This is a genomic window from Rhodobacter sp. SY28-1 (genome assembly GCF_005222785.1).
In the GTDB taxonomy this organism is placed as follows: domain Bacteria; phylum Pseudomonadota; class Alphaproteobacteria; order Rhodobacterales; family Rhodobacteraceae; genus Tabrizicola.
The window spans coordinates 420,826-436,357 of sequence record NZ_STGH01000003.1 but is presented as its reverse complement, the minus strand read 5'-3'; the positions used below and the strand labels follow the sequence as shown (position 1 = coordinate 436,357).

The window sequence follows — 15,532 nt, the reverse complement described above, 5'->3', positions numbered from 1 at the left end:
AGCTCTTGGCATGCTAAACGATGCGTCATGAGCGACGCAGCAGTCCTGACCGGCGATCTGATTGGCTCGCGAAAGTCCGGGCAGCAAGCCACTGACCGTGCGCTTGCTGCCATTGCCGACACGGCAGGCCAGTTTGCTGCGCCTTTCACTCGATATCGCGGCGACGGCTGGCAGGCTCTCCTGGTGCGGCCAGAACTGGCCCTGCGTTTCGCCCTGATCGTGACGGCCCGCCTGCGCGCGCAGAACGCCCCGTTGACACGCTTCGGCATCGGTATCGCCGAGATTGCGACTGACCGTGCACCGTCGCTTGGGGCCGAAACAGGCAACGCCTTCGTGCTCTCGGGCGAGACGCTGGACCAGATGCCCAGGCGGGCAGAGTTTGCGATTGCAAGCACCACCCGACAGCTTGGTGCGATCACCTCGGCTGCGGCGCGACTGGCCGATCAGGTAGCCCGGAAGTGGACCCCGCAACAGGCAGAAGCCATGGTGATGGCTCTGGCCTTGGACGAGCCGTCAGGTCTTTCCATAGCGCAGTCGCTCGGCATAAGCCCGGCAGCGGCCAGCTACAGATTGCAGGGCGCAAACTGGTGGGACATAAAGGCGGTCGTTTCTGCCTTCGAAGCCGAACTGAAAGCCGCCGATGACTGAAACCTTCATCGCCCTCCTTTTCGCCCACACCCTCGCCGATTTCGTGTTCCAGACCAACTGGATGGTGGCCAACAAGCGCACTCCCTTGGCGCTGGGCCTGCACCTCGTCATCGTCTACGCAACCGCCGTCGCCGCCACCGGATCGCTGCATCCGGCACTTCTGGTGCTGGCCCTTGTCCATATCGCGATCGACGTCGGCAAGCTGGTCCTGGTCTCGGTCTGGAAAACCTCGGGCGGCCTGGCACCGTTCCTGATCGACCAGTCCCTGCACCTTGCCACCCTCATCACCCTCGCCCTCTGGCTTCCCGACCTCTGGGCCAACGGCTTCTGGGCTCCCGGAGCCATCGTGACCGGCGATGACGGCGGCATCCTGGGGACCGGCCTCTGGTCCGAAGCGGTGCCGCTGCCCGTCAGCCAGCTCCCGTCGCTGATGGTCCTGCTGACCGGCCTCATCCTCGCCACCCGCACCGGCGGCTTCGCGGTCGGGCTTCTGATGCAGCCTTTCGCTGCAAACCTTCCGGCCGACATCGCCGCCGAGGGTCTGCCCGGGGCGGGCCGGTTGATCGGCCTACTAGAACGCGGGCTGATCTTCGTCCTTGTCCTCATCGGTCAGCCGCAGGGCGTGGGCCTGCTGATGGCCGCCAAGTCGATCCTGCGCTACGGCGCGGTGAAAGAGGATCGCGCCCTGTCCGAATATGTCATCATCGGCACGCTTGCCTCGTTCGGCTGGGCCCTTGTCGTCTCCTTCGCGACCGTCGCCGCACTTGGTCATCTGCCCCCGCTTGGAATTCCGGCGCAGACACCTTAAGTTACCGGCAAAGGAGTCCATCCATGTTCGGCATTCCCGGCAAAGCCGCTGTCACCCTGACCCCCGCTGCAACCGGCCAGATCGCCCGGCTCATGGCGCGCGAAGGCAGCCAGGGCCTGCGCATCGGCGTCAAGAAGGGCGGCTGTGCGGGGATGGAATACACGATGGAATACGTCACCGCGATCAATCCGCTGGACGAGGTGGTGGAACAGGACGGCGCGCGGGTGATGATCGCGCCCATGGCCCAGATGTTCCTGATCGGCACCGAGATCGACTATGAAACCGGCCTTGTGGAAAGCGGCTTCAAGTTCCGCAATCCCAATGTGGTCGAGGCTTGCGGCTGCGGGGAATCGATCAAGTTCCGCGACGCGCCCGGCGCCTGACCCAAGGCAGGTTGGCTTGACGCGGGGGCAACGAACGGATTGTTGCCGATCTACCGCCTTTTCCTTTCCGGACATACACGCTAGGCGTGTCTGGACTGCACAAGGAAACGACAGATGAAGAAACTTGCCGCCGGAAACTGGAAGATGAACGGCACCCGGGCTTCGCTGGACGAAGTGACGGCGCTGCTTGAGGCCCATCCCGATCCGGCTTGCGAGATGCTGCTTTGCCCGCCCGCAACCCTGATCGCCGCCATGGCCAACACGGCAGCCGGCACGGCACTGAAGGTCGGGGCGCAGGACTGCCATCCGAAACCGATGGGCGCACATACCGGCGACATCTCGGTGGCGATGCTGCGCGATGCGGGCGCGACCCATGTCATCGTCGGCCATTCCGAACGCCGCACCGACCATGGCGAAACTGACGCCCTGGTCCGCGCCAAGGCCGAAGCGGCTGTCGACGCGGGCCTTACCGCCATCGTCTGCATCGGCGAGACCGAGGCCGAGCGCGACTCTGGCAAGACCCTTGCCGTGATCGGCACCCAGATCGACGGGTCCATCCCCGGCGGTGCGACTGCGGCCAATCTCGTCATTGCCTACGAACCTGTCTGGGCCATCGGCACCGGCCGCACCCCGACGCTGGCCGAAATCGCCGAAGTGCACAGCTTTCTGCGCGGTCGCCTGCGCGGTTTGATCGGGACCGAGGCCGAGGGCGTCCGCATCCTTTATGGCGGCTCGGTCAAGCCGTCGAACGCCAGCGACATCTTTGCCGTGCCGCATGTCGATGGCGCGCTGGTCGGTGGCGCCAGCCTCAAGGCCGCAGATTTCGGTGCGATCGTCGCAGCGCTGTCGGCCGCCTGACGACATCCCCTGTCGCGGATGGATCAGCCCGTCTGCGACAGGATGCCTAACCTGCGCGCATGACAGACATTTCCTCCGATGCGCGACGGTCACTTCTGACCGCCAACCTCATCTGCCTGGCCTCGATGGTGGTCTGGGCCGCAGGCCTGCCCGCGGCCGATCTCATCATCCCGCACATGCCTCCCGTCGCGCTGACCGCCGCGCGCACCACGCTGGCGGCGCTCGTGCTCCTTCCGCTCTGGATCGCGGCCGAGGGCGTGGCCACCGTGACCAAAGCAAACTGGACACGGGGCGCCTGGGTCGGCTTCGTGACCCTGGGCCTAGCCTCTTTCTTCGTCATCATCGCCCTGCAGTTCAATGACCCTGTCACGGTGGCCATCGTCTCTGCCGCGATGCCCGTAATCGGCATTCTGCTGGAATGCATCGCCGACAAGCGCCCCTTCACCCGTGCCCTGGCCATCGGGCTTGTATTGTCACTCGTTGGCGGCCTGATTGCCGTCAGCGGGGCCGAGGGCGAGGTCGATTTCGGCCTTGGCGTGCTTGCCGCGCTCGCCTCGGTCATCCTCTACACCTGGGGCTCGCGGGAAACGGTCAAGGCCCTTCCCGAACTGTCCGCACTTGGTCGCGTTGCGATAACGGTCTCCGGTTGCGCCGTGGTTGCCCTGATCGTCGCCGCAGCCGACGGGCTCCTGCGGGGCAACTGGCCGAACTGGAGTGCGATCGGCTTGCCAGAATTCACCGGGCTTGCGATCTTCGGCATCGGTTCGATGGCGATCAGCCAACTTTTGTGGATCATTTCCGTAGGCCGGATCGGGATTGGTGCCGCCTCGATGCACATGAACGCGGTGCCCTTCTACGTCATGCTGATGGTGTTCATCCTTGGCGGCCCGTGGAGTTGGGCGCAAACTGCCGGTGCAGCGATCGTGGTGACCGGGGCCTTGATCGCCCAGGGCCTGATCGGTCCGGCTTTGGCCAATCAGAGGACGTGATGCTCTCCCTGCAGCAATCGCCCAAGGACCCTGCCTTCGTCCAGAACCCCTACCCGTTCTACGAACGCGCCCGTGCCGCCGGACCTTTCTTCCACTGGACCGACTATGCCCTCGTCTGCACCGGCAACGCCGCGGCCGTGAACGCGATCTTCCGCGACCGCCGCTTTGGACGTGAGCCGGTGGACCCCCTGCCGATCCCGCCCCACCTCGCCCCCTTCTACGCGGTCGAGGCCCATTCGATGCTGGAACTGGAACCGCCCCGCCACACCCGGCTGCGCAACCTCGTCCTGCGGGCCTTCACCTCGCGCCGTATCGCGGGCCTCGCCCCGGACATCGCCGCCCTGTCGACCGAACTTGCAGAAGCCTGCCCGAAGGGCGACTTCGACCTTCTGAAAACCTTCGCCCAGCCCCTGCCCGTCCGCATCATCGCACGTCTCCTCGGCGTGCCCGAGGCGATGGCCCCGGACCTTCTCTCTTGGTCGAACGCGATGGTCGGCATGTACATGGCCGGCCGCACGCGGCAGATGGAGGACAAGGCGGTGGCCGCGACCGAGGCTTTCGTCGCCTTCCTCCGCTCTTACGTCGACGAACGCCGCGCCAAGCCCGCCGACGACCTCATCACCCAGCTGATCGCCGCCGAAAGCGAGGGCGAGAAGCTGTCCACAGACGAGCTCATCGCCACCTGCATCCTTCTTCTGAACGCCGGGCACGAGGCGACAGTCCATACCATCGGCAACGGCGTGAAGACGCTTCTCGAAACCCGAACACCGCTCACCGCGCTCGCCCCCGACCACATCGAGGGCACCGTCGAGGAAATCCTCCGCTTCGATCCCGCGCTGCACATGTTCACCCGGCATGCCTATGAGGACGTCGAGGTGATGGGCCACACCTTCCACCGCGGCGACCAGGTGGGCCTGCTTCTCGCCGCCGCGAACCGCGATCCCGGCGTGTGGGAAAACCCCGACCATTTCCTCCCGAAGCGGCCGGTGAAACCGCACGCCAGCTTCGGTGCAGGCCTCCACTTCTGCGTCGGCGCCCCTCTGGCCCGGCTGGAACTGCAGGTCGCCCTGCCGATCCTGTTCCAGCACCATCCAGACCTTAGACTGGCCGAGGCACCCGCTTACGGCGACGTCTACCACTTCCACGGCCTGCGCGAACTGCGCGTCACCGCCTGACAAGGTCTTTCGCTTCTGCAAGTATCCTCTGCGGGTTTGGGGGGCGAAGCGCCCCCAACGCCCGAGGAGAAGCGCGCAGGCGCGCCGACGAGACAAAGGACTTGCGCGTCAGCGCTCCATAAGAAAACCGCGCGTCACAGGGGAAGCACTGTCGTCGACTTGATCTCTTCCATGCTCAACAGCGCCGTCACATTATAGATCCGCACCTCGGAAATCAGCGCCTGGTAGAACGTGTCATAGGCCCGCGCATTCTTCACCCGCACCTTCAGGATATAGTCGATATCCCCCGCCAGCCGATGCGCCTCCAGCACCTCGGGCCGCTCGCGCAGCGCTTTCAGGAACTTCCGCTGCCACTCCGCCTCATGCTCCGACGTCCGGATCAGCACGAAGAAACAGGCCTCCAGCCCCAAAGCCTCCGGGTCCAGGATCGCCGTCGTCCGGGTGATGACCCCCTGTTCGCGCATCCGGCGGATCCGGTTCCAGACCGGCGTCTTCGAAGACCCCACCTTCCGGGCGATTTCATCCAGCGACTGCTCGGCATCACTCTGCAGTTCCGACAGGATTTTCCGGTCCAGATCGTCTAGCGCGGCGCTCATTCCTGAATTCTCCCCTTTCGCGGAACATCGGTTCCCCTCTGGATCACTATCGGAACACATGTCCTTATCTGCAAGCCTCTCTGGTCCCGGAAGGGGAAAATATTCTATATTCCACTACAGATTTCCTGATCGCCGAGGGCATGATGAGCCGCCGCTTCACTCCGAAGATCGTGACCGCCAACCGCCTGCGGGAAGGCGATGTCGTCTACCTCAAGGCGGACGACAGCTGGTCTCTCCTCCACCACGAGGCGGAACTCATCGAGGACGAGGCGCACGCCCAGATGCGCCTTCTGCACGCAGCGGCGCAGAAGCTGACCATCGTCGGCGCCTATCTGGCAGATGCCCGGCCCGGCCCGAACGGCCCCGAACCCACCCATTTCCGCGAGGAATTCCGCACCCGCGGTCCCTCCAACTACAACCACGGCAAGCAAGCCGACCTGGCCAGCTGAGGGCGCAATGTATTCCTACTCCGACTTCGACGAAGCCTTCGTCCGCGCCCGCGTCGCGCAGTTCAGCCAGCAGGTCGACCGCCGCCTGGACGGCAGCCTCACGGAAGACGAGTTCCGCCCGCTCCGCCTGATGAACGGGCTCTACCTGCAGCTCCACGCCTACATGCTGCGGGTCGCAATCCCCTACGGCTCCTTGAACCCCGGCCAGATGCGCCAGCTCGCCTACATCGCCGACACATGGGACAAAGGCTACGGCCACTTCACCACCCGGCAGAACATCCAGTTCAACTGGCCGAAACTGCCGGACGTGCCCGCGATCCTGTCGGCGCTGGCCGATGTGGAAATGCACGCGATCCAGACCTCGGGCAACTGCGTCAGGAACGTCACCGCCGACCACTTCGCCGGTGCCGCAGCGGATGAAATCGCCGACCCGCGCCCCTATGCCGAGCTTCTGCGCCAGTGGTCCACCGACCACCCGGAATTCCAGTTCCTGCCGCGCAAGTTCAAGATCGCCATCACCGGCAGCCCCAACGACCGCGCCGTGACCAAGGCCCACGACATCGGCCTGCGTATGGTCCGCAATGCCGCCGGAGAGCCGGGCTTTGAAGTCATCGTTGGCGGCGGCCTTGGCCGGACCCCGATGATCGGCGTCACCGTCCGCGACTTCCTGCCCGAGGCCGACCTGCTGCCCTATGTCGAAGCGGTCCTCAGCGTCTACAACACGCTCGGCCGCCGCGACAACAAGTACAAGGCGCGGATCAAGATCACCGTGCATGAGACTGGCAAGGAAGCGATCACCGAAATGATCGAAGCCCGCTTTGCCGAGCTTCGTCCCCTGTTCGGCGGCAACGACCAGAAACTCCTGGCCGACATCCGCGACGCCTTTGCGCCCCCCGCCTTCCGCAACGCGCCCACTGACGCCTACGATGCTTTCTACAAGGCCGACCCGACCTTCCGGTCCTGGGCCGACACCAACCTGACCGCGCACCGCAACGCGCAATACGCCATCGTCACGATCAGCCTGAAGGCCCACGGCCAGACCCCAGGCGATGCCTCCTCCGACCAGATGAGGCTCATCGCCGATCTCGCTGAAAAATATGGCCATTCCGACCTGCGCATCAGCCATGAGCAGAACGTCATCCTGCCGCATGTCCACAAATCAGACCTGCCCGCGCTGCATGCCCAGCTGGTGAAAGCCGGCCTCGGCACAGCCAACGTCGGCCTCCTCTCTGACATCATCGCCTGCCCCGGCATGGACTACTGCGCGCTGGCCACCGCCCGCTCGATCCCGGTCGCGCAGGAACTGGCCACCCATTTCGAGGCGCTGAAGCTGGAACACGAAATCGGCCCGCTGAAGATCAAGATCAGCGGCTGCATCAACGCCTGCGGTCACCACCATGTCGGCCATATCGGCATCCTCGGCCTCGACCGAGCGGGTGTAGAGAATTACCAGATCACCCTTGGCGGTGACGGCACCGAAGACGCGGTGGTCGGCGAAAAGACCGGGCCCGGCTTTGCCTACACCGAAATCGTCCCTGCCATCGAACGCATCCTCCGCGCCTACCTGGACCTCCGCACTGAACCGTCAGAGACCTTCCTTCAAGCCTTCAAGCGGGTCGGGATGGAGCCGTTCAAGGTCGCACTCTACGACACGGAAGACGCCCAAGATGCCGCGTGACGGCCGCCACGACGGTCCGGTAGCCGAGCGTGTCGCGACGCTGAACGCGCGCTACAAGCACCACTCGGCGACCGCCGTCCTTGAGCATGCGCTGAAGGACGACGATCTGGGCCGCGTGGCCCTTGTCTCGTCGTTCGGGGCGGAATCCGTCGTGCTCCTCCACCTCGTCAGCGTCATCGCCCCGGAAACGCCGGTCCTCTTTGTCGACACCAAGATGTTGTTCCAGGAAACACTCGACTACCAGCGCGAGCTGGCCGAAAAGCTGAACCTCTGCGACGTCCGCACCATCCGCGCCAACCCGGCCCGCGTCAGCTTTGAAGACCCAGATAACACGCTGCACCAGTTCAACACCGACAGCTGCTGCAACGTCCGCAAGGTCGAGCCGCTGGAACGCGCGCTTGCCCCCTTTGACGGCTGGATCACCGGGCGCAAGCGGTTTCAGAACACCGACCGCGAGGCGCTGCAGTTCTTCGAAAACGAGGGCGACCACCGGATCAAGGTCAACCCGCTGGCCCATTGGGGCCGCGAGGACCTTGAGGAATACATGGTCGAAAACCGCCTGCCCCGGCACCCGCTGGTCGCGAAGGGCTACCCCTCCATCGGCTGCGCGCCTTGCACGAGCCCGGTGAAGCCGGGCGAAGACCCGCGCGCGGGCCGTTGGCGCGGGCAGTCCAAGACCGAATGCGGCATCCATTTCATCGACGGCAAGGCCGTGCGCACCCCGAAGGAGAACGCGGCATGAGCGTGATCGTCACTGACACCGGGTTTTCCCCGGCCACCCAGCGCGAGATCGTGACGCTGGCCGATCTGACCGACCAGACCGCCGTGGACCTGTCGAACACCGACGACCCGCAAGCGCTGGTGGGGCGGCTGGACCAGCTGACCCTGATCCGCGTGGCCTTCCCCGCCTTCAACGACGGTCGCGCCTTCACCATAGCCCGCCGCCTGCGCGAGATGGGCTACAAGGGTCAGCTTCTGGCCTTGGGCCCGGTCATCTCCGACCAGTATGCCATGCTGCGCCGGGTGGGGTTCGACGGGGCCGAGATCCCCGATGACCTCGCCGCCCGGCAACCGGCGGACCAGTGGAAGTTCCGCGCGGCCGACTGGCGCGCGCATCACTATCAGGCCCGCCTGCGCGCCTGATTCACCCTGCCCCGAGATTTGGCCGCAGGGGGAGAGGCTTCCCTTGCAGCCCCCGCTCGCCTATGGAGGGCGAAACGATGAATGAGACCGTGACCATGGACGCCGCCCGTCAGAAACCCCACCTGCCCGATGCGCAGACCGTGACCACAGTCCGGCACTGGACTGACCGGTTGTTCTCCTTCCGGGTCTCGCGCCCCGCCACGCTGCGGTTCCGGTCGGGGGAGTTCGTGATGATCGGGCTTCTCAATGACGACGGAAAGCCGCTCCTGCGCGCCTATTCGATCGCCTCGCCTTCGTGGGATGAAGAGCTGGAGTTCTACTCGATCAAGGTGCCCGACGGCCCGCTGACCTCGCGCCTGCAGCACATCCAGCCTGGGGACGAGATCATCCTGCGGCCGAAGCCGGTTGGGACGCTGGTGCTTGACGCGCTCCTCCCTGGCAAGCGGCTGTGGTTCCTGGCGACCGGGACCGGGATCGCACCCTTCGCGTCCCTCATGCGGGACCCGGAGGTCTACGAGAAGTTCGACCAGGTCATCATGATGCACACCTGCCGCGAGGTGGCGGAGCTGGAGTATGGCCGGCAGCTTGTCGAGGGGCTGCAGGACGACCCGCTGATCGGCGAGATGGTGCAGGGCAAGCTGCGCTACTATCCGACGACGACGCGGGAAAGCTTCCATCACATGGGGCGGGTCACCGACAACCTGGCCGCGGGCAAGGTCTTCGCGGACCTAGGGCTGCCGAAGATGAACCCCGAGGAAGACCGGGCGATGGTCTGCGGGAGCCTTGCCTTCAATGTCGATGTGAAGGCGATCCTGGAAGGGTTCGGGCTGCGGGAAGGCGCGAACTCGGACCCGAAGGAATTCGTCGTGGAGAAGGCCTTCGTGGGCGACGGGATCTGATCTGTCCACGGTGGACAAAATCTGATCCACCCATGAGATCAATGACTTGCCGTTTCGCGTTAGGGCGATCTTAACCTTTGGAAATCCGGGCCGCAGGGGCGATCCTGTGGCCCGTTTTCCTGCCGCCCAGGGTCACGCAAGGAAAAAGGCCGCGAGCAGAACTCGCGGCCTTTCCAGCTTCGGCGGGTGCCGAAAGATTACATGCCAAGCGCGGTCTTGACCTGGGCGACGGTGTCGGCAACCAGCGCCGGGTTGGCGCGAGCGGCTTCGACAGCGGTCTTCAGGGTGGCCTTGGTCGCGTCGTCCAGCGCCGAGCCGTCGATGAGCGCGACAACGGCGTCGGCGTTGAAGTTGGCCGGATCCAGAGCGGCAGCAGCGTCGGTCACGGCCGCGGCAGCGCCTTCAGCGGCCTCGGTGGTCGCTTCGACAGCGCCTTCGACAGCCTCGGTTGCGGCTTCGGTGGTGGCGGCAGCAGCGGCAGCAGCTTCGTCAGCGGCAGCCTGGGCAGCGGCGGCAGCCTCTTCGGCAGCCTTGGCGGCGGCTTCCTCGGCGGCTTTCGCGTCAGCTTCTGCCTGAGCGGCGGCGGCGGCGGCAGCAGCTTCCGCTTCTTGCGCGGGCTTGTAGCTGAACTGATAGTAGCCGCCAGCTGCAAGAAGGACGACGATGGCGCCGATGATTACGGTTCTGTTCATGTCATATTCTCCTATGACCGGGGCCACGGGCCCGGATGCGGGTCATATGGCAGCTTGGACGGCGAATGAAAAGACCGGCAGGTTCCCTCGTACGGAAAAAGGCCCAAAGCCGAAGGAATCTTGACAGAACTCCGGTGTGCCGGGTTGCAGACCGGGCCGCCGTCGCCTAAATTGCCGCCGCTAAATCAACCATCCAAGGACGACAGCCATAGCCCGCAGACCCCACAATGCCCCGCCGCAACGCGAAACCGGTCCCCGCATCAACGACCGCATCCGCGCTCCGGAAATCCGCCTGATCGGCGCGGATGGCGAAAACGTCGGGGTCGTCACCCCGGCCCGGGCGATGCAGATGGCCGAGGAAGCCGGACTGGACCTGGTTGAGATCTCGCCAACCGCCGTGCCGCCGGTCTGCAAGATCATGGACTTCGGCAAGTTCAAGTACGAGACGCAGAAACGTGAGGCCGAAGCCCGCAAGAAGCAGAAGATCATCGAGATCAAGGAAATCAAGTTCCGCCCGGGCACCGACACGCATGACTATGACGTCAAGATGCGGTCCGTGCTGAAGTTCCTTGGCGAAGGCGACAAGGTGAAGGTCACCCTGCGCTTCCGCGGCCGCGAAATGGCGCACCAGGAACTGGGTCTGGAACTGCTGAGGCGGGTCGAGTCCGATGTGGCCGAAGCCGGCAAGATCGAATCCATGCCCAAGCTGGAAGGCCGGCAGATGGTGATGATGATCGGGCCGAAATAGGCCCGCTACGGTTGGACCTGCGCAGACCCAAGAATTCCAGCTAAGATTTTTGGGTCGCTTCGCGTGGTCTGCCCCGCGTCGGGATTTCCTTCAGAAGCCCTCCCACCCCCATTCCCGCGATGTCCTCCGCGGTGACGGGAACACCACAAATCACACGCTCCATCACCCAGTCGGCGCCGTTCAGGGCCGGGCTGCGGACACAGCCTGGCAGCCCGATGACCGGGGTGCGGTGCAGCTGGCCGATGAACAGAAGATTGCCGGGGTCGACCGGCATGCCAAAACGGTCGATCCGCCCCCCTGCACAGCGGACCGCGCCGGGGGCAACGTCATTGGGGTCGGACGTCGCCGAGGCGGTGAGAATCAGGATCAGGTCCGCCCCGGTGATCGCGGCGAGTGTCGCGGCAACCGCATCCTCGCGGTGCGGGGCATGCAGGTGCGCGGTCAGTCCGGCCCCGAGGGTGGCAAGCCGGTTGGTGATTGCCCCGGGGTCCAGCGTGCGGGCGGCGGGATCGGTGTGGGTTTCGACCAGAACGACGCGGGTCAGACGGGGCGGGCAGAGGCGCAAGGCACTCCCCCCGGAAGCGCAGGCGGCCGCGACCGAGTCCGCAGCGACACCATAGGCGATGACCTTGACGGTGGCGGCCATTTCCCCCGCAGCCAGCCGTTGCCAGCGCGGAACGGTGGCCAGCGTCAGCATCGGGTCGACTGCGTTCAGCGCATCAACCTTTGTTGCGTCTATTTCAACAATCCCAGCCGTCCGGGCATGAATATTGACCCGTCCGGTGCCGACCGGGCGCAAGTCCAGGCCCGCGGCCTGTGGGTCGGGGACCAGCGCCTGCGCAATGGCAAGCGCGGCGGCATCCTCGTGCAGGTCGGTCGGGTCAAGGCGGGCCACGATCACCTCGCCGCGGCCCGTTGCCTGTAGCCGGGCAATGTCGCCCGCGCCCAGCGTGCAGCCCTTGCGCAACCGGCCTTCGGGCAAGGCCACGGAATGGGCAAGGATCGCGCCTTCTGCTTCCGACAGGGGAACAGGACCGAAGCGCATTACTTCCGCAGGGTCTGGGTGATCTGCGCCATGACGCTGACGGCGATTTCCGCCGGGGTCTTGGCACCGATATCAAGGCCGACCGGGGCGTGGATCCTGGCGATCTGGTCCGGGGTGAACCCGGCTGCGGTCAGACGCTCGACCCGCTTGGCATGGGTGCGGGTCGACCCGAGGCAGCCCAGGTAGAAGGCGGGCGAGGTCAGGGCGAAGCGGATGGCGGGGTCGTCGAATTTCGGGTCATGGGTCAACGTCACGATGGCGGTGCGGGCGTCGGGTTGCAGCTTCTCCAGCGCCTCGTCGGGCCAGTCATCAAGGATGGTTTCCCCCGGGAAGCGGTCAGCCGACCCGAAGGCCGCGCGCGGGTCGATCAGGGTGGGGGCATAGCCGCAGGTCCGGGCGATCTGGAGGAGGGGTTGCGCGATGTGGACCGCGCCGATGACGATCAGGCGAAGCGGCGGGTTGTGGATGGCGATGAAGCGGCCGTCCTCCTCCATGCCCGAGCGGTCGGACTTGAAGCGGGCATCGGTGGCAGGGTCATCCCCTGGCGCAACAAGGCGGCGGTCCCAGGTGGCGGGGGTGGTGACGACGGCCAGCGCTTCCGGCCGTGCACGGGCGGCGACAAGGTCGGCGAGCATCGCCTCGGGCAGCGCCTCGGGCCCCTCGCCCACGGGTTCCACCAGGACGCGGATGGTGCCGCCACAGGCGAGGCCGGCGGCAAAGGCGGTTTCATCGGAAACGCCGAAGGTCAGGACACGGGACTTGCGGTCGGCCAGAGCGTCAAGCGCCTCGGTGATGACCGCGCCCTCGACGCAGCCGCCCGAGACGGAGCCGAGCATCTCGCCCTCGCCCGAGATGGCAAGCTGGCTGCCGGCCTGGCGGGGGGCCGAGCCCCAGGTCTCGATCACGGTGGCAAGGGCGGCGCCACGGCCGGCGCGGTGCCAGTCAAGCGCGGCTTCGGGGATGCGGTCGTGGGCGGCGTGGTCCATGAAACAAGTATGCGTCCGCGCGGCTGGCGATGCCATAGAAATGAACGCGCCGCGGGGGGACCCGCGGCGCGACTTTGGTATGGGGGTGCGGCTTAGCCGCGGCTGGCCGTGCGCAGAAGCGGCGTGATCACCTTGACCTCGACCCGGCGGTTGCGCGGCTCGTTCTCAAGGGTGTCGATCAGCAGTTCCGTCTCGCCATAGCCCTGGACGACCATGTTCTCCGGCGGGATGTCGAAGTATTCGGTCAGGGCCAGAGCCACCGATTCCGCGCGGCGGTCGGAGAGGGCGAGGTTCATCGCCGCCTTGCCGGTCGCGTCGGTGTGGCCTTCGATCAGGAAGACCTCGGCCGGGTTCTCCTCCAGCAGTTCCTGCATGACGCGGCCAAGGTCGGCAAGATTGCGGGCCTCGCTGGCCGCAACCGCCGCCGAGCCGATGGCGAAGGTCACCGGCTCGACGTCGATGGTGGCAGCCAGCGCGCGGACCTCGGGGATCTCGCGGATCTGGCGCAGGCTGAACTTGCGGCCTGCACGGTCGGCCTCCAAGGCGGCAAGCTCGCGCTTCAGGGCGGTATCGTCGTCCTTGGACGAGATGACGATCCGCTTCTGCGGCTTCGGCAGGTCGCGGATGACCACGATTTCCTCGCGTTGCAGATCGTCGATCAGCACGATCTCGCGGCCAAGGTCGTCATAGGTCGCCCGGCGCAGCACGCGGCCGGTCGCATCGCGGATGGTCACGACCTGGGTGCCATCAGCGCGCTGTACGATCGTCCGGGTCGAGCCGTCCTTGAACGTCTCGGTCCGCACGGTCGAGCCGGGGCGGCGGATCACGGTGTCGTCGTCCTTCAGCACGCGGTAGGTCCCGTCGGGCTGCAGCACGATCACACGGTCGCCGGTGTTCGACACGACGCGGCTGTCGCCCGGCCCCATGGTCGAGACCGTGGTGTCAGCCGCAGCAGCGCGGTTGTTCTTGATGATCGCACCTACGGCAAGTGCACCAAGAACCAGCAGACCGGCCTTTTCCAGATCGGACAGACCGCTTTTCTTGCCACCGCTCAATTCGACCGGGGCTGCGGCAAATTCCTGATCCGAGGTCCGCACGCCATCGGCGGCGATCGCGGTTTCAGTGATCGACGAGATCAGGTCGTCCGGCGCTGGCATCAGCGTGACCGTGCCATCCTCGGCTGCCGGAGGTGCACTCGTGATCATTTCGGCGGCCGCAAGCGCCGACGGGTCGATGGCCGTCGGGTCGGCGGTCAGAAGCTCGGTCAGCGTCTCGACCTCGCCTTCGGTCACTACCGGGGTGTCGACCGGGACGACTTCCACTGCCGGATCGGGTTCGGCAACCATCAGCCCGGCAGCCGGGTCGACGAAGACGCCTTCTGGGTCGATCGCCAGTTCTTCCTCGGCGGCCTCAACGGCCAGGGTGGCGGTTTCCTGATCCACCACTTCGCCGGTCGAAGAGTCGATGACCCCTTCGGTGGGCACTTCGGTCTCGACGACCAAGCCCGGAGGCGGGCTTTCCTCAAGCGCTGCGCCGTCCAGCGGTTCGTCGACAACAGCAGCTTCGGCCACTGGTTCCTCAGTGGCAGGTTCTTCTGCAACCGGCTCTTCCGCCACGGGCTCTTCAGCCACAGGCTCTTCCGCTACGGGCTCTTCGGCAACAGGCTCTTCGACGACCGGTTCTTCGGCAGGCGCGACTTCTTCGACTGCGGGTTCTTCTACCGGAGCGACTTCGGGCTGAGCAGCAGCCTCTGCTTCGGCAGCGGCAGCGGCCTCATCGGCGGCGGCCTGCGCGGCAGCTTCCGCATCTGCAGCAGCGGCGGCAGCAGCCTCAGCGGCGGCTTGCTCTTCGGCGGCTTTCTGGGCAGCGGCTTCGGCTTCGGCCTGGGCGGCGGCTTCAGCCTCGGCCTGCATCGCGGCTTCCAGGGCGGCGGCCTCTTCCGCAGCCTTGGCGGCAGCAGCGTCGGCATCGGCCTGGGCTTGGGCGGCAGCTTCCGCAGCAGCGGCGTCAGCTTCGGCCTGGGCGGCAGCTTCGGCGGCAGCAGCGGCTTCGGCCTCGGCAGCGGCCTGAGCATCAGCCTCGGCCTGGGCGGCGGCTTCGGCAGCGGCAGCCGCTTCTGCTGCTTGCGCCGCCTGTGCTTCCGCTTCGGCGGCGGCAGCGGCTTCGGCGGCTGCAGCATCAGCAGCGATGCGCGCATCGACTTCAGCCTGCAGCGTCTCGGCCGCAGCCGGGTCGGTTGCCTTTAGGGCTTCGATGATCGCGGTGATATCGCAGTTTGGGTCGGAAAGCGCGACGCACAACGTGGTTCCATCGGCTCCGGACACCGAGCCATCCTCGTTCAGCGACTGCGCGAAGGCCGGCATCGTTGCCATCGGGCTGATGGCCACCGACAGGGCCGTTGTGGAAATCAGAAGCTTTCTCATTACCGTTCCTCA

General features: G+C 65.9%; 17 protein-coding genes. 12 read left to right on the top strand and 5 right to left on the bottom strand.

Features of this window, described 5'->3' with window-relative positions; all coding sequences use genetic code 11:
* Window positions 1-27: 27 nt before the first annotated feature.
* The 6 genes from E8M84_RS16270 (at window position 28) to E8M84_RS16245 (ending at window position 4,861) form a co-directional block, all read left to right on the top strand.
* Window positions 28-648: a SatD family protein gene (locus E8M84_RS16270; protein ID WP_137112261.1), complete on the top strand. Its 621-nt coding sequence runs from the start codon at window positions 28-30 to the stop codon at window positions 646-648.
* A complete protein-coding gene (locus tag E8M84_RS16265) occupies window positions 641-1,456 on the top strand; it encodes a DUF3307 domain-containing protein (RefSeq protein ID WP_137112260.1) in 816 nt (271 codons plus the stop codon). The genes E8M84_RS16270 and E8M84_RS16265 overlap by 8 nt, the downstream gene beginning before the upstream one ends.
* A gap of 23 nt (window positions 1,457-1,479) precedes the next feature.
* Window positions 1,480-1,839 (top strand): iron-sulfur cluster assembly accessory protein, encoded by a 360-nt coding sequence (locus E8M84_RS16260; RefSeq protein ID WP_137112259.1) that lies wholly within the window; start codon window positions 1,480-1,482, stop codon window positions 1,837-1,839.
* Window positions 1,840-1,953: 114 nt separating this feature from the next.
* Window positions 1,954-2,697 (top strand): triose-phosphate isomerase, encoded by a 744-nt coding sequence (tpiA, locus tag E8M84_RS16255; protein ID WP_137112258.1) that lies wholly within the window; start codon window positions 1,954-1,956, stop codon window positions 2,695-2,697.
* A 59-nt stretch (window positions 2,698-2,756) separates the two neighbouring features.
* Window positions 2,757-3,686 carry a DMT family transporter gene (locus tag E8M84_RS16250; RefSeq protein WP_137112257.1) on the top strand — a complete coding sequence of 310 codons (930 nt, stop codon included), beginning with the start codon at window positions 2,757-2,759 and terminating at the stop codon, window positions 3,684-3,686.
* Window positions 3,686-4,861, top strand: coding sequence for a cytochrome P450 (locus E8M84_RS16245; protein ID WP_137112256.1), 1,176 nt, complete (start codon window positions 3,686-3,688; stop codon window positions 4,859-4,861). Before E8M84_RS16250 ends, E8M84_RS16245 begins: the two co-directional genes overlap by 1 nt.
* Before the next feature lie 134 nt (window positions 4,862-4,995).
* Here the strand turns inward: E8M84_RS16245 and E8M84_RS16240 are convergent, their stop codons facing one another.
* Window positions 4,996-5,457, bottom strand: a complete 462-nt coding sequence (locus tag E8M84_RS16240) for an Lrp/AsnC family transcriptional regulator (protein ID WP_137112255.1) — start codon at window positions 5,455-5,457, stop codon at window positions 4,996-4,998.
* A gap of 143 nt (window positions 5,458-5,600) precedes the next feature.
* Here E8M84_RS16240 and E8M84_RS16235 point away from each other — a divergent pair, with 143 nt between their 5' ends.
* The 5 genes from E8M84_RS16235 to E8M84_RS16215 all read left to right on the top strand — a co-directional run bounded on the left by E8M84_RS16235 (window position 5,601) and on the right by E8M84_RS16215 (window position 9,626).
* Complete coding sequence (locus E8M84_RS16235) at window positions 5,601-5,906, top strand: DUF2849 domain-containing protein (RefSeq protein ID WP_137112254.1); 306 nt, start codon at window positions 5,601-5,603, stop codon at window positions 5,904-5,906.
* Window positions 5,907-5,913: 7 nt separating this feature from the next.
* On the top strand, window positions 5,914-7,584 hold the full coding sequence (locus E8M84_RS16230; RefSeq protein WP_137112253.1) for a nitrite/sulfite reductase: 1,671 nt from the start codon (window positions 5,914-5,916) through the stop codon (window positions 7,582-7,584).
* The gene (locus tag E8M84_RS16225; RefSeq protein ID WP_137112252.1) at window positions 7,574-8,326 is read left to right on the top strand and encodes a phosphoadenylyl-sulfate reductase; all 753 of its coding nucleotides are present in this window, start codon (window positions 7,574-7,576) and stop codon (window positions 8,324-8,326) included. Before E8M84_RS16230 ends, E8M84_RS16225 begins: the two co-directional genes overlap by 11 nt.
* Window positions 8,323-8,727, top strand: coding sequence for a DUF934 domain-containing protein (locus E8M84_RS16220; protein WP_137112251.1), 405 nt, complete (start codon window positions 8,323-8,325; stop codon window positions 8,725-8,727). Before E8M84_RS16225 ends, E8M84_RS16220 begins: the two co-directional genes overlap by 4 nt.
* A gap of 77 nt (window positions 8,728-8,804) precedes the next feature.
* The gene (locus tag E8M84_RS16215) at window positions 8,805-9,626 is read left to right on the top strand and encodes a ferredoxin--NADP reductase (protein ID WP_137112250.1); all 822 of its coding nucleotides are present in this window, start codon (window positions 8,805-8,807) and stop codon (window positions 9,624-9,626) included.
* A 197-nt stretch (window positions 9,627-9,823) separates the two neighbouring features.
* Here the strand turns inward: E8M84_RS16215 and E8M84_RS16210 are convergent, their stop codons facing one another.
* Window positions 9,824-10,318, bottom strand: coding sequence for a hypothetical protein (locus tag E8M84_RS16210; protein WP_137112249.1), 495 nt, complete (start codon window positions 10,316-10,318; stop codon window positions 9,824-9,826).
* A 208-nt stretch (window positions 10,319-10,526) separates the two neighbouring features.
* On the opposite strand from E8M84_RS16210, the gene infC reads away from it, so the two are divergent.
* Window positions 10,527-11,066, top strand: a complete 540-nt coding sequence (infC, locus tag E8M84_RS16205) for a translation initiation factor IF-3 (RefSeq protein ID WP_137112248.1) — start codon at window positions 10,527-10,529, stop codon at window positions 11,064-11,066.
* 40 nt (window positions 11,067-11,106) lie between these two features.
* Here infC and E8M84_RS16200 read toward each other — a convergent pair whose 3' ends face one another.
* The 3 genes from E8M84_RS16200 to E8M84_RS16190 form a co-directional block, all read right to left on the bottom strand.
* Complete coding sequence (locus tag E8M84_RS16200) at window positions 11,107-12,111, bottom strand: molybdopterin-binding protein (RefSeq protein ID WP_137112247.1); 1,005 nt, start codon at window positions 12,109-12,111, stop codon at window positions 11,107-11,109.
* On the bottom strand, window positions 12,111-13,097 hold the full coding sequence (locus tag E8M84_RS16195) for an XdhC family protein (protein WP_137112246.1): 987 nt from the start codon (window positions 13,095-13,097) through the stop codon (window positions 12,111-12,113). Before E8M84_RS16195 ends, E8M84_RS16200 begins: the two co-directional genes overlap by 1 nt.
* Before the next feature lie 92 nt (window positions 13,098-13,189).
* Complete coding sequence (locus E8M84_RS16190; protein ID WP_240790425.1) at window positions 13,190-15,520, bottom strand: OmpA family protein; 2,331 nt, start codon at window positions 15,518-15,520, stop codon at window positions 13,190-13,192.
* Window positions 15,521-15,532 lie beyond the last annotated feature (12 nt).